At 43.5% G+C, this 21980-nt stretch carries 24 protein-coding genes; 4 read left to right on the top strand and 20 right to left on the bottom strand.

Annotation, left to right across the window (positions count from 1 at the left end):
• Positions 1 to 175: 175 nt before the first annotated feature.
• The 5 genes from ABE021_RS01590 to ABE021_RS01610 all read right to left on the bottom strand — a co-directional run bounded on the left by ABE021_RS01590 (position 176) and on the right by ABE021_RS01610 (position 7091).
• Positions 176 to 1729 carry a BCCT family transporter gene (locus ABE021_RS01590; protein WP_430286414.1) on the bottom strand — a complete coding sequence of 518 codons (1554 nt, stop codon included), beginning with the start codon at positions 1727 to 1729 and terminating at the stop codon, positions 176 to 178.
• A 320-nt stretch (positions 1730 to 2049) separates the two neighbouring features.
• Positions 2050 to 2790 (bottom strand): class I SAM-dependent methyltransferase, encoded by a 741-nt coding sequence (locus ABE021_RS01595; RefSeq protein WP_430286415.1) that lies wholly within the window; start codon positions 2788 to 2790, stop codon positions 2050 to 2052.
• Positions 2791 to 2931: 141 nt separating this feature from the next.
• Positions 2932 to 3726 carry a YqhG family protein gene (locus ABE021_RS01600; RefSeq protein WP_430286416.1) on the bottom strand — a complete coding sequence of 265 codons (795 nt, stop codon included), beginning with the start codon at positions 3724 to 3726 and terminating at the stop codon, positions 2932 to 2934.
• A gap of 25 nt (positions 3727 to 3751) precedes the next feature.
• On the bottom strand, positions 3752 to 5272 hold the full coding sequence (locus ABE021_RS01605; RefSeq protein ID WP_430286417.1) for a DEAD/DEAH box helicase: 1521 nt from the start codon (positions 5270 to 5272) through the stop codon (positions 3752 to 3754).
• Between the two features lie 151 nt (positions 5273 to 5423).
• A complete protein-coding gene (locus tag ABE021_RS01610) occupies positions 5424 to 7091 on the bottom strand; it encodes a ribonuclease J (protein WP_430286418.1) in 1668 nt (555 codons plus the stop codon).
• Between the two features lie 240 nt (positions 7092 to 7331).
• Between ABE021_RS01610 and ABE021_RS01615 the strand changes: the two genes are divergently transcribed.
• Positions 7332 to 8846, top strand: coding sequence for an MDR family MFS transporter (locus tag ABE021_RS01615; RefSeq protein ID WP_430286419.1), 1515 nt, complete (start codon positions 7332 to 7334; stop codon positions 8844 to 8846).
• Between the two features lie 51 nt (positions 8847 to 8897).
• Here the strand turns inward: ABE021_RS01615 and ABE021_RS01620 are convergent, their stop codons facing one another.
• From ABE021_RS01620 to ABE021_RS01630, 3 genes are read right to left on the bottom strand one after another with little or no spacing between them, the layout of a single operon-like run.
• On the bottom strand, positions 8898 to 9668 hold the full coding sequence (locus ABE021_RS01620; protein ID WP_430286464.1) for a DUF817 domain-containing protein: 771 nt from the start codon (positions 9666 to 9668) through the stop codon (positions 8898 to 8900).
• Between the two features lie 58 nt (positions 9669 to 9726).
• Positions 9727 to 9942 (bottom strand): helix-turn-helix domain-containing protein, encoded by a 216-nt coding sequence (locus ABE021_RS01625; RefSeq protein ID WP_430286420.1) that lies wholly within the window; start codon positions 9940 to 9942, stop codon positions 9727 to 9729.
• A gap of 10 nt (positions 9943 to 9952) precedes the next feature.
• Positions 9953 to 10432 carry a DUF2975 domain-containing protein gene (locus tag ABE021_RS01630; RefSeq protein WP_430286421.1) on the bottom strand — a complete coding sequence of 160 codons (480 nt, stop codon included), beginning with the start codon at positions 10430 to 10432 and terminating at the stop codon, positions 9953 to 9955.
• A gap of 290 nt (positions 10433 to 10722) precedes the next feature.
• On the opposite strand from ABE021_RS01630, the gene ABE021_RS01635 reads away from it, so the two are divergent.
• The gene (locus ABE021_RS01635; RefSeq protein WP_430286422.1) at positions 10723 to 11364 is read left to right on the top strand and encodes a metal-dependent hydrolase; all 642 of its coding nucleotides are present in this window, start codon (positions 10723 to 10725) and stop codon (positions 11362 to 11364) included.
• Positions 11365 to 11426: 62 nt separating this feature from the next.
• On the opposite strand, the gene ABE021_RS01640 is transcribed toward ABE021_RS01635, so the two are convergent.
• The 10 genes from ABE021_RS01640 to ABE021_RS01685 form a co-directional block, all read right to left on the bottom strand.
• On the bottom strand, positions 11427 to 11921 hold the full coding sequence (locus ABE021_RS01640; RefSeq protein WP_430286423.1) for a hypothetical protein: 495 nt from the start codon (positions 11919 to 11921) through the stop codon (positions 11427 to 11429).
• The gene (locus tag ABE021_RS01645) at positions 11911 to 12126 is read right to left on the bottom strand and encodes a helix-turn-helix transcriptional regulator (protein WP_430286424.1); all 216 of its coding nucleotides are present in this window, start codon (positions 12124 to 12126) and stop codon (positions 11911 to 11913) included. The genes ABE021_RS01640 and ABE021_RS01645 overlap by 11 nt, the downstream gene beginning before the upstream one ends.
• 113 nt (positions 12127 to 12239) lie before the next feature.
• The gene (locus ABE021_RS01650) at positions 12240 to 12590 is read right to left on the bottom strand and encodes a DoxX family protein (RefSeq protein ID WP_430286425.1); all 351 of its coding nucleotides are present in this window, start codon (positions 12588 to 12590) and stop codon (positions 12240 to 12242) included.
• A gap of 272 nt (positions 12591 to 12862) precedes the next feature.
• Positions 12863 to 13348 carry a hypothetical protein gene (locus ABE021_RS01655; protein WP_430286426.1) on the bottom strand — a complete coding sequence of 162 codons (486 nt, stop codon included), beginning with the start codon at positions 13346 to 13348 and terminating at the stop codon, positions 12863 to 12865.
• 268 nt (positions 13349 to 13616) lie between these two features.
• Positions 13617 to 14303: a hypothetical protein gene (locus tag ABE021_RS01660; RefSeq protein WP_430286427.1), complete on the bottom strand. Its 687-nt coding sequence runs from the start codon at positions 14301 to 14303 to the stop codon at positions 13617 to 13619.
• A gap of 137 nt (positions 14304 to 14440) precedes the next feature.
• Positions 14441 to 15286 carry a phosphotransferase enzyme family protein gene (locus ABE021_RS01665; RefSeq protein WP_430286428.1) on the bottom strand — a complete coding sequence of 282 codons (846 nt, stop codon included), beginning with the start codon at positions 15284 to 15286 and terminating at the stop codon, positions 14441 to 14443.
• A gap of 126 nt (positions 15287 to 15412) precedes the next feature.
• Positions 15413 to 16162, bottom strand: coding sequence for a hypothetical protein (locus tag ABE021_RS01670; RefSeq protein ID WP_430286429.1), 750 nt, complete (start codon positions 16160 to 16162; stop codon positions 15413 to 15415).
• A complete protein-coding gene (locus ABE021_RS01675) occupies positions 16159 to 16884 on the bottom strand; it encodes a hypothetical protein (protein WP_430286430.1) in 726 nt (241 codons plus the stop codon). Before ABE021_RS01675 ends, ABE021_RS01670 begins: the two co-directional genes overlap by 4 nt.
• A 179-nt stretch (positions 16885 to 17063) precedes the next feature.
• A complete protein-coding gene (locus tag ABE021_RS01680) occupies positions 17064 to 17459 on the bottom strand; it encodes an SET domain-containing protein (protein WP_430286431.1) in 396 nt (131 codons plus the stop codon).
• A 116-nt stretch (positions 17460 to 17575) separates the two neighbouring features.
• Entirely contained in the window at positions 17576 to 18310 is a 735-nt protein-coding gene (locus ABE021_RS01685) for a DsbA family oxidoreductase (protein WP_430286432.1), read from the bottom strand.
• 211 nt (positions 18311 to 18521) lie between these two features.
• Here ABE021_RS01685 and ABE021_RS01690 point away from each other — a divergent pair, with 211 nt between their 5' ends.
• Positions 18522 to 19175, top strand: coding sequence for an SDR family oxidoreductase (locus ABE021_RS01690; protein ID WP_430286433.1), 654 nt, complete (start codon positions 18522 to 18524; stop codon positions 19173 to 19175).
• Between the two features lie 389 nt (positions 19176 to 19564).
• On the opposite strand, the gene ABE021_RS01695 is transcribed toward ABE021_RS01690, so the two are convergent.
• Entirely contained in the window at positions 19565 to 20173 is a 609-nt protein-coding gene (locus ABE021_RS01695) for a nitroreductase family protein (RefSeq protein ID WP_430286465.1), read from the bottom strand.
• Positions 20174 to 20270: 97 nt separating this feature from the next.
• On the bottom strand, positions 20271 to 20642 hold the full coding sequence (locus ABE021_RS01700; RefSeq protein ID WP_430286434.1) for a hypothetical protein: 372 nt from the start codon (positions 20640 to 20642) through the stop codon (positions 20271 to 20273).
• A gap of 344 nt (positions 20643 to 20986) precedes the next feature.
• Between ABE021_RS01700 and ABE021_RS01705 the strand changes: the two genes are divergently transcribed.
• Complete coding sequence (locus ABE021_RS01705; protein ID WP_430286435.1) at positions 20987 to 21871, top strand: fructose bisphosphate aldolase; 885 nt, start codon at positions 20987 to 20989, stop codon at positions 21869 to 21871.
• The last annotated feature ends 109 nt before the right edge of the window (positions 21872 to 21980 follow it).

A 21980-nucleotide genomic window follows, 5' to 3' on the forward strand; every position in this document is an offset into this window, starting at 1 on the left:
ACAGCCTGACATCATCACTACATGCTTAGCAGTCATACATTGTGAATTCAAACACTCCATAGAAAAAGCGCATTGCTCCAGAGCAATGCGCTTTTCGACGTTTCCTATTCTACTATCCTTTACAATTCCTGTTACATCACCCGCTAGTGAATGCGGATGACTTCTTCTTAATCTTTCAGTCCGCACTCTCTTCTTTCTTAACAATGCCCTGTTCAATCGCAAGCACTTTCGCCACTTTCGGTGCGTACCATACCACTACAAGTAATAGGAGCGAGACGGGTACGGCAGCTATGACTACAAATGACTGCAAAGCTCCGATCCCTCCTCCCCCAATCTTAATGAGGATGGTGGCGATGGTGGCCATGATGACCGCCCAAAATACACGAACGACTTTTGGTGGGTTCCCGTCGCCTGTCACGGCCATGGAAATTGAATACGACATGGAATCCACTGTCGTCACTACGAATAGTGTCGTCAAAATCAAGAATACAGTAGGCATGATGAACCCTAACGGCATTTGTTCCGCAATGGCGATGATTGCACTCGGCAGTCCGCCTTCGTTCAATGGCCCACTGACGGAACCTGCGTTATTCAATTCGTAGAAAATACCCGTGCCGCCAAGTACCGTGAACCAAAAGTTTGTAATGACAGGCGCTATTACCGCAACCACTAAAAAGATTTCACGGATTTTTCTCCCGTTCGAGATTCTCGCAACGAATAAAGCCACCAAAGGGCCGAATCCAATAAACCATCCGAAGAAGAAGAGCATCCAGCTTCCAAGCCATGCCTCATCCCCGCGGAACGTACTGATACTCACGAAATCACTCACATACGTACCAAAGGAAGACATGAACATGTTGACGATGAACAGACCCGGACCGAACACAATCAGGAAGCCGGCAATTACTGCCACTAAGTTCACGTTCAGCTTACTTAAGAATTGAATCCCCTTCTCAATACCTGTAAGGGTGGATACGAGTACTATTCCTGTCAAAATGACGATGACGGAGAGCTGCGTTACGAATGTATCCGGTATGCCGAAGATCGCACTGACTCCATAGCTGACTTGCAGACCAAGAAAACCAATTGGCCCGATCGTACCAGCAGCAGCTCCTATGATACAAACCACATCGGCAGCTGTGCCCCATTTGCTCGTTAAAATTCTTTCTTTTAAAATCGGGTACAAAAGAGTTCTCGGTTTCAACGGCATCCCTTTATGCTTATGCGCATAGATCAAAATGATGGAACTGATCGCACCGTAGACAGACCATGCGGTGAAGCCCCATGACATGTAACTTTGAGCCAATGCTGGCCCAATCGCTTCCACGGTTCCGCCTTCAATCCCTTTATGCATGGGAGGCACGTCCAGAAAGTAATACATAGGCTCCGCTGCTGCCCAAAAGACGCCGCCAGCGCCTAAACCTGTCGTCAAAATGACAGCTACCCATTTGAAATAAGACATCTCAGGCTTCTTTGCATCACCCAGACGGACTTTTCCATACTTTGAAAACGCCAGTACCGCGCCTACTACAAATGTGGCCATCATGAGAAATTGCCAATACGCTCCAAAGTAGCGAATCGATAAATCAAATCCCTTATTCACGAAGTTGCTGACCTGGTCCACTTTAAAAATCGAAAACAGCACGAATGCCATTAATATGCCGCCACTCCATAGAAATACAGGCCAATCAATCTTGCGACGAATATTTTCCCAAAACTCGTTCGTCATAATTTCCCTCCAATATTCGTTTTGCTAACACTTCTATACTGTATTTCCGAGACGTTCACAGATTCAGCTTTCCCTTCTTCCCCTTTACTTTTTCAACGACAGCTGCAAAAAAAAAAGCAACACGATTTGAATTCGTGTTGCATGTCTCATACAAAAACTCATAGTACAGGATATATCGTGCCTTCCATGCTGTCAATACAAACCCATATTTTTCTAATAGGGTGAAAGGTCAGATATCAAACCCCTTCATTTTTTGTCATGCTTGGACTTGAATCACTACTCAAAAAGGGTGCCATCACGGCACCCTTATTAATATACGCTTATCCTGTTTTTTTCACTTTCACCCGATAAGACAAACATTCATGCAACGGCACTCGTTCAGAGTAACGCCATTCTTCAAAATCCATCGCACCGCCAGGAAAAAAGCCTACGATGCTCAAACCGGCCAGTTTACATAGGTCACTGATTTCTTCCAGAGTATAGCAGCGCAATGACTGCGTGACTTTATCCTCCGGATGATCCGGATGCCACCAACTGTCCACCATACGATGCTCTTCTGCGTCATAATGATAAACACGACGTGCTGAGTCCACCGTCATCTCCCGGCCAGCCACATGCTGCCAGTAACGCGGCTGATAGATGTCGATCAATGCACAGCCATCCTCTTTCATCCAGTTACGAATCCGCTGCAGCAGCAGAAGCTGATCCTCATCTGTTCCGATTCCGAAACCATCCAAGTAACTCACAACATCAAATGTTTGTGGCAGTTCAAATGTATAGAAATCACCGCAATAACTCGTCACTAATCCACCGGAACGTTTTCTAGCAAAATCGACTAATTCCGGGACAAGCTCGAGTGTCGTCATCTCGATCCCTGTTTGCGCTAATGTTTTCGCTACATCTCCTTTTCCCGCTCCAATATCGAGCATCTGTCGAAAGGGCTTTCCGACTTGCTCTTTGACCTCTAGAGCTAACTGGGCATTTGCATCTTTCCTGTCCACATTCTGATCCATCCACTCAAACTGCTTCCGATAAAAGGGTTCCACCCACGATTGTGTCATTTCTATTCCTCCTGTATTTTTATCGTTTACAGAGAAGAATTCAAGTACAATAGCGTCATGGTCAACCCTCCCTATACTAGTTACAGTCGATTATACAGTATTTTCTGATTACACACTATACCCAATCGTTATCTGAAGGCTTTACAGGAGGGCTGTCTTCAAATAGAATATTCCGCCATTAATGATCTCAATTTTAATAGTTGTTTCATATTGTTCCTCAATCGCTTTTTTCTCCAATGCGTAACTTTCAGGCACATTCTCTACGCCATTGTAGAAGTAATCCAACACACGCAAATCTCTCACTTGCCGTTGTTTCGCCTCTTCAACCCATGTATGATCATCCTGATTCACGACATTCCCCATCACATCCTCCAGACGATCCAAAGCTCGCATAGGAGGTATGTTATACGGCAAATAGTACGTATTCGCAGCTACGGAAGCTCCCAATTTCAGTTTCCGCACAGACTCTTGAAACCCATCGATTACTGCGCCATTCATCAGGTTCATGCCTAACGAATACAACATCTCTTTCGTGCGATCACTTGAATACGTAATTTTATAATTCACGCCGAGCCATGGGGTCAATGTACTTTGACTTGTCTGATTCAGACCCGGCTTTTCATACAATTGAACAAAGGCTCCTTGTTCTTTCGTCACTTGAAACAGCTGATGAAGCCGGGGAGAACCGAAGTGGATCCGCTCTCCTGCCAAAGACGTTGAAAACTGGGTAGGATTCGTGATCATCGTCAACTTAGCCGGATTAGGCTCTACACCGCCACTTTCTACATAGCTCCAGTAAAACGGACGATTCATAATGCGTTTATCCATGTCAATCGTCAGCTGAACCGTCAAATGATCGGAACTTTCGTCCAGCACGATACAGTTGTTTTCATGGAAAAACCGTTGGATGTACCGATGGATTTCTTGCTGGCGCATAGACACCCTCCTTTCACTGAACGATTTAAGAAATCGACCGCTTGCCGTCCGTTAAGATATGATCCAATTCTCCGACCACTTTTTCAAAGACACCAATCTTCCGCTCGAGCAATTCCACCATTTTGTCTTCTACTGTCTGTTGGATTGCTAAATTGTAGATGTGTACGTCCTCTGTCTGTCCTAGTCTGTGGACACGGCCGATCCGTTGTTCCAGCTTCATCGGATTCCAAGGCAAGTCGTAATTTATGACATGATGGCAAAATTGAAGGTTAATCCCTTCACTTCCCGATTCGGTAGCAATCAGCACTTGGGCATTGCCTTGGAATAACTGTTTCATCCACTCTCGTTTGTTTTTGCTGAATTTCCCGTTGAACAGTACGGACGAAATCCCTTTTGCGTGTAAAACCGCTTGTAAATAAGCTTGTGTCGCTCGATATTCTGTAAAAATGATGACTTTATCATCAGCTTTTTGAATAAGATCTACAGCTTTTTTCGCCTTTGAATGGATATCCAGCTCCGTCAGTTTCAACAAAATCTCTTCTATTTGAAATCGAACTTCAGGCTGGATGGTTGTTTGATGTAATTTCTCTAACGTCAACACCGCAGCCAGCTGACTGCTGCACATTTCGCGCTGAAGGGTGAGCAGCGTAAACGAATCGGAAACAGGTAACTTCGAAATCAGCGTATAGACAGCTCGTTCTTGTTCCGTAAAGTCTAGCGGCATTATTTGTACGAGTCGATTTGTCCATTCAATCCCTGTTTCGTGCCGGATATTCCGCACCATCACTTGCTGAATCAGTTCCTTCAAAAACTCATCTTCTTCGACATGGTGCTTGCTTGCGGAAAACACACTCTGAAAGGTTTCCAAGTTTCCTAAGTGACCCGGCTTCAATAATGAAATCAAGTTAAACAGTTCGAACACATCATTTTGTATCGGCGTGGCAGTTAACAACAGGCAAAACTTCTTCTTCAATTGCTGAACGAACTCATAGTTTTTCGTCTTAGGATTCTTCAGCTTATGGGCTTCATCGATAATGACCAAATCGTATTCTTGTTGAACAATCATCTCTTTATGGGGGCTCCGCTTCGCCATGTCGATACTCGTCACAACAATCGGACAGTGATCCAGATTGTATTTTTTATTGTAAGCGATCGCAGGGATATGAAACTTCTGATTCAGCTCTGCAATCCATTGATTTGTTAAAGAAGCGGGTGCTAATATAAGCGCTTTTTTCACGAGTCCTCTGATGAGATATTCTTTTAACACGAGTCCTGCTTCGATTGTTTTTCCAAGTCCTACTTCATCAGCTAAAATGGCTTTTCCATTCATCCGCTCAATCACCGTCTCCGCTGCTTCTAACTGATGCGCGTACGGCGTCAGATTAGGCAAATGTTTTGGAGATTGAAGACCGTGGAATTCGGGAATCAGTTTCGCTCTTTCCATGTCATAACACATCTGATAGAGTGTCCAATTATCCCAATCTTTGCGATTCTCGAGACGTTCCAATAATCCTTCTTTCCACTCTGTCGACCGCTCAATCCGCATATCTATCCCCTCATTCGGCAATGTCTTTTAAATTAGCATGCCCAAAGAATAGTTGTTTTATGTATAGAGTGATTTAGGTAGTGCTATAAAAGAAGAGCCGACGAGTATCCATCCGACTCTTCCTCCCTGACACCTATTGCTTTTCCTTTACCTAGATTTCGATAACGTACACCAAAATCATCGGCCTTCTCTTCGTCCGTTCGAACAAAAGCGTTTCTACGGACTTTTTAATTTGCTGTCTCATAACTGTTCCATCACTGCCTGGACTGCCTTTGAAATTGTCTACAGCCAGACGGACTGTATCATTCACTTCGTCGATCAATTCTTTAGCATCCGGTTTGTACACGAAACCTCTCGAAATGGTATCCGGCTCAGACAACAGGCGTCCCGTTTCTTTACTGACCGTGACTAGAATTACAAGCATCCCTTCTTCCGAAAGCAGTCTTCGATCGCGGAGCACCACATTCCCTACATCACCGACTCCTAACCCATCGACAAACACTCTTCCCGCCTTCACTTTGCGTGTCTGTCTGGCAGATTCACCATCGAAATCCACTACATCCCCATTTTTGACGATGAATATGTTTTCACGTTCCACCCCGACAGACTCGGCCAATTGCCTGTGCTTATAAAGCATTCGGTATTCGCCATGGATGGGGATGAAGTATTTCGGTTTCATGAGAGTCAGCATCAGTTTCAGTTCTTCCTGACGAGCATGTCCGGATACATGCATCCCCTCTTCCGAGCCATAGATAACATTCGCTTTCAGCATAAATAACTGATCAATAATGCGGGAGACATTCGTTTCATTTCCTGGAATTGGTGACGACGCTAAAATGACCGTATCCCCAGGATGCACTTCTGCATGACGGGAGTTTGAGCTAGCCAGACGGGCCAATGCTGCAAGGGGTTCCCCTTGACTGCCTGTGCAAAGAATAGCGACATTGCGGGGATCCATTCGTTTCATCTGATAAGGCTCGATGATCATGCCATCCGGAATCTCTAAATGGCCAAGTTCAGAAGCTACTTTCACAACGTTCAACATACTTCTGCCGAGCAGGACTAAGTTACGTCCCGTTTTTTCCGCTGCGTCCACTACTTGCTGAACGCGGTGAACGTTCGATGCGAATGTGGAGATGAAAACTTTCTGGTGCGCTTTCCGGAATGCATCCTCGATATGGCTTCCGACCGCCATTTCAGAAGGATTAAACCCGGGGCGTTCAGCATTCGTACTCTCCGATAGCAATACTAATACACCAGCTTCCCCGATTTTAGCCATCTTATGAATGTCAGGCGGCTCGTTGTTCACAGGAGTCAGGTCAAATTTGAAATCCCCCGTGTGGACGACTCTGCCGATGGGTGTATCGAATACAACTCCTACGCAATCAGGTATGCTGTGGTTGGTTCTAAAAAACGTAATGTTCACTGAACCAAACGATAAGTTGGAGGCATCGTCAATGAGATGCATTTCAGTCGCTCGCAGCAAACCATGTTCTTTTAGTTTGATTTCAATTAAACCGAGCGTCAGATCTGTTGCATATACAGGAAGATTCAACTGTTTTAAAAAGTAAGGAATGCCTCCGATATGATCTTCGTGACCATGAGTGATGATCAAAGCCCTGACGTTGTCTTTGTTCTCCTGCAAATATGAAATATCTTGGATGATCAAGTCGATTCCAAGCAAACTTTCATCAGGAAATTTTGAACCACAATCAATGACGAAAATGTCTTTTTCATATTGCACGACATACATATTTTTGCCTATTTCATTGATACCGCCTAAAGCAAAAATGGACAATCCCTTTTCAATGGTTTGCATAACTACCTCTCCCAACCCTATATGAATATCAGTAGTATGCGCTTGTCTTCGTGTATTTATGAATAATTGTACATTGTATGTGTACGGATATAAATTGCCTGATTCCAAACGCTTACGCTTTGATAATTTCCGTTTCAAACTTCACTACATCCAAGATGCCAATCCACTAGAATAATGGTACTATAGGAAAGTTCATAAACAGAAATGTTTGCGGGTACGTGATAGTTAGGAGGAATGGGAATGGAAGAAAAAAGAACGCTAAAACTTGTACTCGCTGGTATCCTTCTCGGTATTTTAATGTCAGCGATGGATAACACAATTGTCGCAACTGCATTAGGTTCAATTTTAGGGGATCTCGGCGGCGTCGACAGTTATGTCTGGATTACTTCCGCATACGCAGTCGCAGTTCTTGCGGGGATGCCGATTTTCGGTAAACTCTCTGATATGTTTGGACGCAAACGCTTTTTCATGTTCGGAATTATTGTTTTCATGGTAGGTTCTGCTCTTTGTGGAGTGGCACAATCCGTTCCGCAACTAGCCGTTTTCCGGGCGATTCAAGGGATTGGCGGCGGTGCACTTTTACCGATAGCCTTTACAATCGTCTTCGATGTGTTCCCTCCTGAAAAACGCGGAAAAATGACCGGTCTATTAGGGGCAGTATTCGGTGCGTCCAGTGTCATCGGTCCATTGCTCGGTGCTTGGATCACAGAGTCCATCAGTTGGCACTGGGTGTTCTACGTCAATATACCAATTGGATTAGTGTCCTTATTCCTCATTGCCCGTTTTTATAAAGAGGCTGCGAAACCTGTCAAGCAGGCAATCGACTGGCTTGGGGCCATATCGCTTGTTCTAGCTGTGGTCAGTCTTATGTTCGGCCTCGAATTCGGTGGAAAAGAATTTGCTTGGTCTTCATGGCAAAGCATTTCCTTGTTCAGCATTTTTGTAATCTTTTTCATCGTCTTCATCTGGGCGGAAACACGTGCAAAAGAGCCGATCATTTCGTTCTGGATGTTCAAAAACCGGCTGTTTGCCTCATCACAAATACTCGCGTTCCTCTACGGCGCTACGTTCATTTGCTTGACGATTTTCATCCCGATTTTTGTCCAAGCCGTATATGGCGGATCGGCTACGAATGCGGGAATCGTCCTGATGCCGATGCTTCTTGGTACGGTGGTAGGCAGTGCACTCGGCGGGATCCTGCAAACGAAAACGTCGTATCGTAAAATCATGGTCATTTCTGTCATCGCCTATTCAATCGGAATGATCCTGATGAGTACAATCACTCCAGAAACGTCACGGACGATGTTATCGATCTATATGATATTCGTCGGATTCGGTGTCGGTTTTTCCTTTTCCTTACTGCCTGCAGCTTCCGTCCACAAGATGGATTTCAGGTACCGTGGCTCAGCCAACTCAACGAACTCATTTTTTCGTTCGTTCGGCCTAGCACTTGGAATTACGATTTTTGGTGCAATTCAAACAAAACTATTAACAAGCGGACTCACTTCCGGTTTCGCAAAACTGCCTGGTGATGGCGCAGGTGGCATAGAATCGTTTGGAAATATCCAAAACGTATTTCTTCCGGAAACACGAAAAACAATTCCACCAAATATTCTCGAGGTGATTACCAACGCCATGTCCGAGTCGATCTCGACAACATTTTTCTGGGCACTCATTCCAGTAGCCATTTCGATCGTTGCTGTATTCTATATGGGACCTGAACGGTTGATCCCTAAAAATGATTCGGACAAATAAGCAGTAAAAAGGCATCGACGAGTTCAGCAGCGTCGATGCCTCTTTTTGGCTTCACTTAATCTTGGAAACAGGAAGTTTCTGTTTCACTTGTTTCAGCGTTGCGACTATGAGAAAACTAACAATTACAAGTAATAACCAGGAACTCACTTTCCCTAGATGCACCAGACTCCATGTGTCCATCTGATTCGGATATTGCCAAGCCCCGAAAAACGTTGCGATATTTTCTGCAACCCATATGAAAAAACCAATGAGTATAAAAGAAAGTGCGATTGGCATCCTGTAACGGCTTCCGTTCACTTCGTAAGTCACCCACGAACGCCAAAAGACAACGACTACTAGTCCCGATAGCCACCACCGAATATCGATCCAGAAATGATGGATGAAAAAGTTCAAATAGATGGCGGCCGCAAGAGGAACGACCACTGAGAACGGCGGCCACTTTATAAGTCGGACATCGAGCCGTCTCCATGCCTGGCATAGATAACTCGCAACACTGGCATACATGAACCCGCTATAAAGAGGCACCCCGAAAATTTTCATATATCCTTCTTCAGGGTATGACCAAGACCCCATATTCACCTTGAAGATTTCAAGTGCCAGTCCAATCAGATGAAACAGAGTAATCACTTTAAGTTCATCTTTCGTTTCAAGACCTGACCGAACCATCCACCATTGCATGAATAAGAATACGAGGAGCAACCAATCATACCTCGGCAGCCATGGCAAAGGAAGGACTTGCGTCAACGCCAATGAGCCGAAAATGACGACTGGAAACAAGCATGACAACGCTTGCTCCCAGCCGAAAATAATCAGTTGTGTCATGAATCTTTTAATGCGATTAAAACGGAAGATTTCAGAAGGAGCGACCTCTTTCCATCCATTAGCCATCCTGCTCACTTCGGTATTCCAAAATGTCTCCCGGCTGACACTCGAGCGCCTTACAAATCCCTTCGAGCGTTGAAAATCGAATGGCTTTTGCCTTCCCATTTTTCAATATGGACAGATTCGCCATCGTAATCCCCACTTTTTCGGACAACTCCGTTACACTCATCTTTCTTTTCGCGAGCATGACATCGATATTAATAATAATTGACATAGCGTTCACCTCAGACCGTCAAGTCGTTTTCAGATTTTATGTCGATTGCATTCTGAAGCAATTTCTGCAGAACCGCCGCAAAAACAGCAATCACCAAGCACCCGAAGATAATTCCTAAGCCGATAACGATGATTCCTGGCGCATCATCTGCATCTCCCATCAAGAAAAGCAGCGGCATGAAGAACACAAAGAGCGTCCCTATTGAGACTCCACACAATTTAATCTTTTTCAACACACTGACGGAAGCCTCCGAAAATGCCGTGTTCCTGTCGATATAAGTTAAAAGTTTCATCGTCTGGTATAGAGCCGCGAAATAGATGAGCGCTGCTGCATATAGTCCTACTAAAAACGGATATCGTAAAAAGGACCACTTTGGAGCAAGTTCTGCAAAGAATTCTGCGATATGTGGTGCGACAAAGATACAGAGAGCCAGAATCGGCAGTGCCATAATCACGAGCGTTACCTTTAAAAACAATGTTTCACGTTTCATTGAAAACACCTCTTTGTTTATTATGAACTTTATAGTACACTATAATTTATTGATTATCAATAAATAACTAACGATAATTGATAAAATCTACACAGTTTCACTGTTAGAAAATCGGGTTTCAAAATAACCGTATCCCCTTCACTTGCTGGCAGTTGGCCCAGCGCCAGAAGTTTTTCCTCGATTCTTCGGTGAAATCGTTTATACTTAGAAAGCATCCGACATGGAATATACGTTCTACTATTTAGTGCCGGTGCCCACGTTATAGAACTTACAGCTAAAGAGGGTTTCAGATGAAAGGAAGTTCACACTTAAGTATCGGCATTGCGGTGGGTGCAATCGCTGGATACATCACTCAACCAGACGTCATGACTGTTGCGATTTGTGCAGGAATAGGCGGTGTGTCTGGAGTTGTACCAGATTTAGATACAAACGGGCTGGCAAGCAATTCCATTACTTTGTCGAAAAAAGTAAGTAAAGTATTAATGGAAACTGCGGGGATCGGAATTCTACTCACGCTCATTTATCAAGTGATGACTCAAGGGATGAGCCAAGATATTTACATATACGGCGGAATTGGTCTCGCCCTTCTGATCGTCTCCCGGCTCATTACACAAAGACGGATGCTGACGATCACAGGAGTTCTTGTCCTGTTGCTCGGATTTGTGTTGGACCAATCCCTCGGCATTTTACTAGCCGGCAGTTATATTATTTTCGCTTCATTTTTACCACACCGTTCTTATACGCATTCCTTACTCGGCGTTTTGTTCTACGCCATGATTTTAAAGTATTTGGATATCGAATGGCCGATTGACGGGATGTTTGCAGCGGGAATGGTGGGCTACATCAGTCATTTAGTGGCAGATATGAAAGTGCTGCCTGTAAATCGCAGAGGTGTGAAATGGTTTGCGCCGTTGTGGAAGCAGGAATTTTAGAGAACATGAAAAGACGAGTATCCGGTTTTCGGCATACTCGTTTTTTCATGTCTTCATTATTCTTACACGGATGCTACAAACTTCTGGATCGTTCGATAGTAAATCCAGTATTGCCCTGCTGCCACGAGCAAAATGCCCACAATCATCCATGTTCGATCGATTGGAAACATCATATAGACACCCGCCATCAACGGCATCATCCATACAAAATAAGTGTACACTTTTTTGGTCGCTTGTTTTGTTACATCTTGGAAAAGTTCATCGTCCTCCAAATACTCTTGCGGCTTATAGGTAATCATGGAAATTTTATGGCGAGGCATTCTTTTATTGTGCTTTGCAATTTGCACACAGAATAAACCTAAATAGAGAAGTGTACTTACAAGCATGCCCATTAAGAAAATACTGGAGCTCTCATTAAGATTAATCTCAAACTCAAATCCGCCTTGTGGGAAAGTGTTCATCGTTGAAGCATACCCAATCAATACGACGAACCCCATGATAATAAAAATACCAGCCATCTGCCATAATGGATACGTAAACCTCATATCATTCTTCACTTTGTTCTTCTCCTTCCAACCAAAAGATTTCATTGATATCACAGTCAAGCGCCTTTGCTAATTTCAGTGAGAGTGTTACAGAAGGAGAAAACTCCCCTTTTTCGATGAACCCGATCGTCTGTCTCGTGACACCGACTTGCTTCGCCAATTCTATTTGCGTGCACCTGTGACGCGCACGCAGTTCCTTTAATCGATTCTTCAGCATTGCGACACCTCTTTCTTCTAATGTACACTATACTTAACATTATGTATAGTATTCTTAACATTATTTTTGAAAAATAAAAAACACTCAACTAGGTCCGCAATTGAGTGTTTGAATTATTTTCGCACCTTTAGTACCCACCAAATGAGCACAACTTGTAATGGAAGTCGAAGCCACAACGCCGCTGGAGGTAAATCGAAATTCTCGGGCGTCAGTGCCATATAGACGTTGACCGGGAACACGAGCACTAAAAAGATGGCGATCAATACGCCCGCTCGTTCTCGTGTCGGCTTCAGGAACAATCCAAGTGCCAACAAGATTTCCACGACACCTGAAATGTAGACAATTGCCTTCCGGAAAGGCACCCATTCCGGCATAGCCTGAATGAAAAATGGTTCTAACAGGAAGTGTCCGATTCCTGCGCCAGCGAAGAACAGACAAAATGCGTATAGAGCGATTGCTTTCATTGGATAAACTCCTAACTTTGGGGCGATGGGGTTATGTGTGTAATTGCTGCCTTTTTGCTCATCACGACATATGTGTGTGTTCATAAATTTCGGATTCCGCTCATAAATCTATAAATGTGATCATAACTCACGCTTTTGGCTCATAAATCTATAAATATGATCATAACTCACGCTTTCCGCTCATAAATCTGTAAATGGGATCATAACTTCCGTATTCCGCTCATAAATCTTGGCCGTGCCTCACTTTAATCTCTCCAACAGTTACCCAATTTTCATTCTCCTACCCTAAACAGTTCCCCATCCACGTTTTCCAGAAACGTCTTCGTCACAGTCACAGTGAAAACCGGTCCGCTCGTAAACGTTACATACACATCTTCCAATTCCAACACGATCGATGTCAGAAATTCCTGTTCTTCATCCTTGTAGCCATACACAACCATACTTTGAACAGATGCATTCTCCAGGCGAATCGAAGAGCTCACGATTACAGGCTTTCTAAATCCTTCAACCCATTGAAATTGGGAGAGTGAGTCCGCATCATGGGTCTCGTCAATCAGCAATTCATCATCGCCTTCTTCTGTTTCCCGCCAAGAGAGAATCCAATATGTTTTTTGATTGGGATCTGATTTGGATTGAAAAAGCAGAACGGGTTCCGAGCAGAGATATTCCCACCCATCTCCTTTTTGGTAAGCCGCAATCTGCTCAACTAGAACTGTTTTCAATTTCATTCCTCGGATAGACTGCATACGTTGTTCCATTCCCTTGCTCCTCCCCTACTGGTTAAAATTCTCTATTAAGATATTTTCCAATATCTATTAGATCCAACTCTTCATCCGTGAGTTGAAACTTCCTTTGTTTCGCGATATTCTCTAGTTTTACATACTCAACGTACAGTCCGGCAGCTGCTACCGTACAAAAAACTCTTCTTCTAGCATGCACAGCTACTGAATTTTCTTAGTTATTGATGAACAAGAAAAGCGATCTATTATTCAATTAGTATCTGGGAATAAGCACTACATTGCTACGCTACTCTTCCAAGATTTTTTCAATTATCATGCTCATACGCTCCGTACCGTAAGCCCCTGTTGTGAGAATATTACTATCAAGCCAATAACTCTCCAAAAAAGAGGATCCATCTTGCAAATGAATTCTCAAAAACACACGATTATTCCCTTCAATTTCATCACTGACCTTGTCATAGCCTCTATACTCCAAAGATAGATAATCTTCGACGAAGGACTTTGTTTGTTCTTCATTCAGCTCAGCCAAGTAGGAATTGTCTATCTCACTCTCCAAGATAATACCTTCCACTTTCCCTTCAATATCATACAAATCTCCGATAGTGTCGGCTGCCTCATTATCTCTTACTTTGAACACCCGATCCTCTGCTATCACTCTGAAGTCCGGACGATACCCAGCTGCCTCATAGATTTCTGTGCCTACAGGCAAATAGGCAGCATCTCCGTTTCGAATCTTATGGTTCGAACACGCATGATCCGCCATCATATAGTTCACTTCGCCCACTTTACTGCCCTTCTCCAAAGCGGCCCCCTCTGAAATGCCTTCGATTCCCCCAGCATATTTAACATCATTCAGCTTTACAACATCCGCCCATTCAATGATGCCGTCCGGACAGCCCCTAATTACATTCACTGCAGAACAGCCTGAACTTAGTAAGCCCAATATGACTCCCATGATTAATATGCGTTTCAATAGTCGATCCCCCCTTTGGCTAAGAACTCCTCCTTTTTTCTTGCACGCGTATTCTAGAAGGAAATAATTAAAGATTGTATGAAAAGGTATGAAAAACAGCAAAATTGCATCCCTAAACGACCAAATATCCCATCAATCTATGCTTCCCTTAATATATCAAGCGTTTCTTGCACAAACTCATTTCTCTTTTGTTCATCATCTAAAGACACTCCAGCTTCGACTCGATCAAAGCGAAACGCCCGTATGACTGATTTTAATATCGGCAGGAGCACTCGTTCACTCTCTATGAATGGCCGTTCGGCAGTATAGGATGCAAGGAATAATAGAGATCGTTCCTGTTCGGTTAAATTCCCTTCATAAGGCGCATGCCATGCATGGTATACAGCCACTGCAACGGCTTCGTTCAAATACACTTCGTTCCCCGCAAGATTGAAATCGAAAATGCCTAATTTCCCATTCTCTTCTTTCACCATGTTGTAATAGCAAAAATCCCCTTGAACAGCCCCTTGAGGCAGTTCTGCCCAAGCTCTTTGCAAGACTTTCCGATATCCAAGATATAGCGATTCGATCGTTGCATACAAAGGATGGCTTTGATAATAATCTCTAAACTCGAAAAAACTTAATTCGTTTTCATCATAATCCCCAAGTTTTTCAGTCGCATTGCCCCCAAACAAACTCCATGAAGTAGCTGTAGTGAAAGGCGATTTGAGTTGCAATGAAACATTATGCTGTTCGCCTAACAAACTACCCAACTCATAAAACAACGCATCTGTCATACAGGTCAGTTCCTGCCCAGTTAGTACTCGTTCCAGAGTGAAAACGAAACCTTCCTGTTCAGTTACATAACAACCGTCTCTATTTTTCAGATACCGAGCGACATGCATCTTATTTTCGTGAAGAAGTTGAGCATATTGACAGCAAGCCTCCCAATAGTAGAGCTCTGCACGTTCACCTTTCAGCAAATAATTCGAATTCGATTTCACTCTAGCTAACACTTTTTCACTTGTCCGTAAATGATCTATTTCTACAGGGTGTATATCATACTTTTTACAGATCGCTTAAATTTGTTCTGTATCCATCCTGTCCTCCTAAACGACTGTTTTAAGTTATTATTCCAATTCACTTTCTTCAATCATCATCATAATCTGAAAGTCGCTCGAGCCGTATGAATAGTTAGAACTCTTGAAGAGTACTTCTTGTGAGACCGATTTCCCTCTGTCATCCAATACATTCCATCCGAATTCAAATTGCATAGCGGCTGTTGAATAACTATTGAACCACTGGTATGTTCCTATTTCTTCTAATCGTATTGAGGAATTCAGCACTTCCTGCCAGGTGGCAGGAAGCGGCATCGCACCGAACGACTCTTTAGCTAACGTTATTTCATTGGACAATTGAATTCTTGGGAAATAATAGTGTTTTCCGTCTGCCATTCCATAATCTCTCCGACGGATCATATAGGCATTCAATTCCTCCGCAGCACTCTCAGGATTAATATTCCAAGTCAAGAAATAAGAAGATGGATCAGCATAGTCAATCATCCATATCCTTGGCTCCCCACTCGATTCCAAACTGGTCATCTCCCATTTCCGCTTGCCCCAAATCCAAAAACTCATCCCATAATCCCCATCTTCTGAAACGAAAGGAACTGCTACGTGACGATTATCTGCGTGAATGACTTTTTGAATCCTGTCAACTTTGTCCCGAGCTCCATACTCCCCCAACGAACTGTTCATCTCCTTGAGAAGTTCACGATTATCAGGAAATGCAGCTGGCGGAGAATAATTCCACCATAAAAAGACTGCAAACAGGACACTTATTAACGAAATCCATATCCATGAGTTATGGCGCTTTCTCAATTCTCCTCATCCTCCTCAATAAATGATTGAGTCGAACGGAAGTAAAGGGTTTGAGTCGGAGTTTGAATGAGCAATCCCTTCCCATCCTTTTCTACAAAACTGGTTGAACGGACGCCACTTCCCCATTTCGGTTTTGCATCCTTCAATAAGTATGGAAATCGTTCATATGCTGCTTTTTCGTTCAAAAACATATCCTCATACCAAGCATCATCGTAAATCTCTGATGATTGCAGTTTATGAAGTTCTGATTTCAATGTCTCAACTTTCAAGGTAGCCTCTCCATTTCCAGTCGGATGAATGGAGAGGATCGATGCTGCTTTTACATCCGATACAAACGTTGCCGCATGATCTGTCGGATAAAAAGAATGACCGATCGCACTTCCGAGGAGTAGGCTGAGTAAGATGATATAATTAGATCCAAACCCTAACCAAGCAAATTTACGATACCTCTCCCAACGTCCGGTTTTTCTTTTCAAAATGAAATATAAAATCCATACACCTAGCGGTAACACTGCAATCTGAATGACTGTATTAGACACCGTCCACGTGATTGAAAACGAAACCAAACCGATTATTAAAATGATTACAGCTTTCCATCCTACCTGTTGCTCCGGATTTTTCTTATACATTCTATAGGCAAGGTAAGCGATTATCCCCCATGCGAATATAGTTGAAAGTACAGACAATAAGTTAAATGAAACATAATGGATTATCTTGTTCACTCCTCTCTTCAATGATAAACCGTTCGTTCAATAAATATAATTCAATTCAGTTAATTCACCATATGCTTATCATACACTATTTGGAAATCAACAGGACACCATTCCTCGGAATTTCCCCACACAAAAAGCCATCTACACGTACTATGTAAATGGCTTTTCGTCTTCTTTTTTATCCGTGCTTAATCTTCAGTCGGTGCATAATCTTGGTTGAACCAAAGTTGCTCCTGGTCGTCCACTTCACCATTGTAGTTGATGAAGATTTCTTCGCCTGCTTTAATAGCTCTATGGGCATAGAAATCGAACGTCTGGTCATCGAAGTTGATATCATACCAAGCATTCGGTTCGTAGGAATGATTGAACAGCATGCCGTATCCTAACAAAATTGCGGAATGGTTCACTCCATATTCGAATGCATAATCCGCAAGAATTGTTTTCTCAATATGTTCGTGCTGTTCGTTCGGATAAGAAATGATCGGTGCTGCATGCAGCAACTGACCTTTTTCGATATCACATGTGGCAAATACCCCTCTATTGAATTCGCCGTCACTTATTATTGATGTTTTTACTTCAATCATTTATTCGCCTTCTCACTTTTATAATTTCTTGCTCCACTATACCATGTGCAGAACGAACATCGGGCACATCAGAGTCTTTCATGTGTTCAGTTCACTCGAAACGCCGCGTTGTAAAGTTACTCTGCATTCTTATCGGTCGGTACCGCACAGCTGCCATCCGTACAGGTAGCCTCTGCTCTATTATCCGGTGAAAGGTTTTCAAAAGCGGATACAGGCTGTTCTTCTTCCAAGATTTTTTCGATCGCTTGTAAAAATGCTTCTGGCGGCTGTGCACCTGAAATCGCATACTTTCTATTGAATACAAAGAATGGAACTCCTGTTACCCCTAACCGTTTTGCTTCTTCGATGTCCGCGTGTACTTCGTCTGCATAAGCTTCCGGGTTCCTCGCAACAGCAAGTGCTTCTTCTTTGGGCAAACCAGCTTCAACCGCAAGTTCAACGAGTACCCCTTCGTTGCCCACGTCTTTCGATGCTGTGAAGTTGGCATACAACAACTTCTCTGCAAGTACAGCATCTTTGCCATGCACTTTCGCAAACTTCGTCATCCGATGTGCATCAAACGTATTTGTCGGTTTCATCGTATCGAAATTGAACTCCAGCCCCACTTCTTTGGCTTGTTCAGCGATAGACGCCGTCATTTGTTTCGCTTTTTCGGCACCGCCAAACTTAGCTCCCATACTCTCATAGAAGTTCTGTCCGCTGTACTTCGGGGAGTCGGGGTCTAGTTGGAAACTTTTAAACTCGATTTCTATGCGGTCTTTCCCTCTGATTTCATCCAACGCGACTTCCAACTTGCGCTTTCCGATATAGCAAAACGGGCATACAAAATCCGACCAAATTTCAATTTTCATGTGTGTTCTCCCCTTTTCTTTAGTAGACCTTTAATGAGACCACTATACCATTCGATATTCTGGAAACGAATTAGTTAGCTTGAGCTAGTGATTTCCGACCCATGTTACCTTTCAGATAAACCGGGTATTCATATATTAGATCCCATTTTTCCCGACGTTCCATTGGACTGCGGGAAATCCTAATAAGGAAACTCAAGAAAGGTTGGATATTGTGAAAGTACTAGTTATTGGAGCAAATGGACAAATCGGTAAGCAGCTTGTTACGCTGATTCAAGAGAGTGATTCGTTGAAAGCCAAAGCGATGATTCGAAAACAGGAACAGGCTTCTTATTTCGAAGAACTCGGAGCTGAGACAGTTTTAGTGGATCTGGAAGATGACACGAAAAAAATTGCAGAAGCTGCTGAAGATGTAGATGCGATTGTTTTCGCAGCTGGATCCGGACCGAAAACAGGTCCCGATAAAACGATGCTGATCGATTTGGATGGTGCAGTGAAGTCAATTGAAGCTGCGAAACAGGCGAACGTGAAGCGTTTTGTCTTAATCAGCTCTTATGATACGTCGCGTGAAGCGATTCAAGAAGCGGATTCCTCATTTGCCCCTTATGTTGCGGCAAAACATTATGCAGACGATTGGCTGCGCAGAACGGACTTGGACTACACGATTGTCCACCCGGGTATGTTAACGAACGATGAAGGAACTGGTAAAATCGAAGCGGCGGAGAAAGTCGAAGCGAACAAAGTACCGCGAGATGACATCGCTCAAGTTCTTCTTGCTTGCTTAGAAGATCCGTCGACAATCGGAAAAGAGTTTCAAGTGATTGCAGGCGACACACGCGTTAGAGAAGCAGTAGCTTCGTTGAAATAATCCCGATGGATAGCCGTACTACGACCTCAACTCGGAGTACGGCTATCTTGTGCTTTACAACTAATAAATTGTTCCAGATAACTATATATCATTTCAATACTTCTCTTCCGATTGCAAAAGCGCGGTGGATATCTATCCCAATAGATATCCGCCGCTTTTTTACTTGCTATTTTGCTCAGTTATTAAGCTGTCAGATCGCCATCTATTGCTCCATTCACGTCGTTACTTGGTTGACGGTCTGTATTATGTTGTCCACAAACGCGCTGTTGCAATGGCAGGAGTCCCTTTGGAGCGGACCATATTGGTGCCTGAAAAAAAGTGAAAACAGACGCTAGTTAAAAATGCCAGGTACTCACCGATTTCGTGAATTCCTGGCACTTTTCAAAAACTCATATGAATTTCAATTTCTCCTCAATTGCAATACGAGTCGTTGAATACGCTGGCGCATTCTCTTTCCCAATCGTAATAAGGACAATTGGGAAATACCGTCCCTCTAGATGGAAGCGCTCCGCGAACTTTACTTTGTCAAATCCGCCCATGGGTCCTGTTGCATAGCCCCGCTCTTTCGCAATGAGCATGAATTGCATGGCAGCGAGACCAGAATCGAACGTCGCCATATTGATACGGGACTGTTCCGATGCATGTGGATATGCTTTGTGAGCATTGCCAACCAGTACTGCTTTAGTTGCGTCATCCACAAAACCCGCATCCGACATACTGTCATAGACTGGATCGATATTTCTGTAAAATTCTTTATCTCCCAGAACGGCAATGACTGCAGACGCAGTTTCGATCTGTTCCTGGTTATACGCGATCTTTCTTAACTCTTTGCGTTCTTCATCGTCCAGGAAAACCAAGAACTCCCAGGGTTGAAGATTGCTAGTTGAAGGCGCAAGTGCCGCTATCTCGAGCATTTCAAGAATCTCTTCTTTTTCAATGGTAAAGTCAGGATCGTATTTTCTCACTGAACGGCGTTCTTCAATAATGGCAGAAATCATGTTAGACAAGTGAACTCCTCCTGTTGGTCAAAAAGAACTTTTGATTCATACAATGCAGCGTACTTATTGTAAGCAAGTGTTTGAGGTGATGAGGGGATCATGACAAGTCATCGCTTGAAGGAAGGATATGCATACTCTCCAACAGTGCCCTCGCGTCCTGATTTAAATAGGTGAGTGTATCTTCTCTGCTCACTAACCCTGCATGTTCTTTTACAACGGACTTAAAAGACCGGATGTTAAAGTGAACAGCATAATCATTAATGGCATGAATGATTTTTATCTCCGATTGGGTCAACCGCTTCCCATCCGAATTCAAGACAAACTCAAACAGATCTTGCGCATTGCGCTGAAGATACTGTTTATGTGCTTTTACCACATCAAGATTATCCTCCATGTACTTTCTGGCAGTTATAAAGTCCAATTCATCCACGCATTGATTGATCATTTTAAACAATTCATGAGTATTCATACGACCACTCCTTTACTTTACCAACCCTTACCAATATACCACCATATCACTGGGTATTGGTACTCATTCCGAATTTAAAGAATACAACTGTGATAAAGGAAACTTCAGAATCACTCTCTCCATTTCGGGGATCTCAACGATATATGCCTTTAATGAGGTTCGGTTCGTTGGAAGGCGTTCCGAATGGAGAGAGATGGGTTGGCATTTTAGCACCAGCCCTAGTCTGGTTTATTGGCGTGAACGGATCTACTCATGATAGAGTGAGTATTAATAAGGCTGATTTGACAGTCCCATCTTTATATTTTTTTCAGGAAGTTACACACTATGGATAAGGAGTGAGTGGAATGAATGAAAAACAATTGGATAAGGTGAAAAACGGAAAAGGGTTCATCGCAGCGCTCGACCAAAGTGGCGGAAGTACCCCTAAAGCACTCGCAGCATACGGCGTGAACGAAGAAGCGTATTCAAACGAGGACGAGATGTTTACATTAGTGCATGATATGAGAACACGGATCATTACATCACCCGCATTTGACGCACAACACATATTGGGTGCGATCCTGTTCGAACAAACGATGGATCGTGAAATCGACGGAATGTACACGGCTGATTATTTGGCGGAAAAGAAAGGGATCGCACCGTTCCTTAAGATTGACAAAGGACTCGCGGAAGAAGCAAACGGAGTCCAGCTCATGAAACCGATCACCGATTTGGAAGATACTTTGAGACGGGCAAACGAACGCCATATTTTCGGGACAAAAATGCGTTCCGTCATTAAAGAACCAAATGAAGAAGGCATCAAAGCGGTTGTCAATCAGCAATTCGAGGTAGCCAAACAAATTATCGCTGCTGGACTTGTTCCGATTATCGAACCCGAAGTGGACATTAACAGCGGAAACAAACCCGCTTGTGAACAACTATTGAAAGATGAACTCCTGAACCAATTGGATCAGCTGAAGGATGACGAGAATGTCATGTTGAAACTTACGATTCCTACTGAGGCGAACTTGTACAGGGAACTTATCCAACACCCTAGAGTGGTACGAGTTGTCGCGCTCTCAGGAGGATACCCGACAGTGATCGCAAATGAGAAACTGAAAGAGAATGAAGGATTGATCGCCAGTTTCTCCAGAGCGCTCAGCCAAGACTTGAGTGCGAGCCAAACAGACGAAGAGTTCAACAGCGCTCTTGAAAAAGCGGTTCACTCGATATACGAAGCATCCATTTAAGTGAAAAGCCTGTGCCGACCCCTTCTTTCGGGTCTGGCACAGGCTTTTGCAATTTGTGATTTGAGTATTCTAAGTCAGCACCAATTGAAATCCTCAATTTACAAATGGG

Source organism: Sporosarcina gallistercoris, from assembly GCF_050459885.1.
Taxonomy (GTDB): Bacteria; Bacillota; Bacilli; order Bacillales_A; family Planococcaceae; genus Sporosarcina; species Sporosarcina gallistercoris_A.

Bases quoted from the DNA above. Each gene is read 5' to 3' on its own strand.
- ABE021_RS01685 (WP_430286432.1), bottom strand. From the start codon at position 18,310: ATGAAAATTGAAATTTGGTCGGATTTTGTATGCCCGTTTTGCTATATC.
- ABE021_RS01680 (WP_430286431.1), bottom strand. From the start codon at position 17,459: ATGATTGAAGTAAAAACATCAATAATAAGTGACGGCGAATTCAATAGA.
- ABE021_RS01700 (WP_430286434.1), bottom strand. From the start codon at position 20,642: ATGAATACTCATGAATTGTTTAAAATGATCAATCAATGCGTGGATGAA.
- ABE021_RS01620 (WP_430286464.1), bottom strand. From the start codon at position 9,668: ATGACACAACTGATTATTTTCGGCTGGGAGCAAGCGTTGTCATGCTTG.
- ABE021_RS01705 (WP_430286435.1), top strand. From the start codon at position 20,987: ATGAATGAAAAACAATTGGATAAGGTGAAAAACGGAAAAGGGTTCATC.
- ABE021_RS01645 (WP_430286424.1), bottom strand. From the start codon at position 12,126: ATGCTGAAGAATCGATTAAAGGAACTGCGTGCGCGTCACAGGTGCACG.
- ABE021_RS01590 (WP_430286414.1), bottom strand. From the start codon at position 1,729: ATGACGAACGAGTTTTGGGAAAATATTCGTCGCAAGATTGATTGGCCT.
- ABE021_RS01695 (WP_430286465.1), bottom strand. From the start codon at position 20,173: ATGATTTCTGCCATTATTGAAGAACGCCGTTCAGTGAGAAAATACGAT.
- ABE021_RS01635 (WP_430286422.1), top strand. From the start codon at position 10,723: ATGAAAGGAAGTTCACACTTAAGTATCGGCATTGCGGTGGGTGCAATC.
- ABE021_RS01610 (WP_430286418.1), bottom strand. From the start codon at position 7,091: ATGCAAACCATTGAAAAGGGATTGTCCATTTTTGCTTTAGGCGGTATC.
- ABE021_RS01595 (WP_430286415.1), bottom strand. From the start codon at position 2,790: ATGACACAATCGTGGGTGGAACCCTTTTATCGGAAGCAGTTTGAGTGG.
- ABE021_RS01655 (WP_430286426.1), bottom strand. From the start codon at position 13,348: ATGGAACAACGTATGCAGTCTATCCGAGGAATGAAATTGAAAACAGTT.
- ABE021_RS01650 (WP_430286425.1), bottom strand. From the start codon at position 12,590: ATGAAAGCAATCGCTCTATACGCATTTTGTCTGTTCTTCGCTGGCGCA.
- ABE021_RS01615 (WP_430286419.1), top strand. From the start codon at position 7,332: ATGGAAGAAAAAAGAACGCTAAAACTTGTACTCGCTGGTATCCTTCTC.
- ABE021_RS01600 (WP_430286416.1), bottom strand. From the start codon at position 3,726: ATGCGCCAGCAAGAAATCCATCGGTACATCCAACGGTTTTTCCATGAA.
- ABE021_RS01630 (WP_430286421.1), bottom strand. From the start codon at position 10,432: ATGAAACGTGAAACATTGTTTTTAAAGGTAACGCTCGTGATTATGGCA.
- ABE021_RS01605 (WP_430286417.1), bottom strand. From the start codon at position 5,272: ATGCGGATTGAGCGGTCGACAGAGTGGAAAGAAGGATTATTGGAACGT.
- ABE021_RS01625 (WP_430286420.1), bottom strand. From the start codon at position 9,942: ATGTCAATTATTATTAATATCGATGTCATGCTCGCGAAAAGAAAGATG.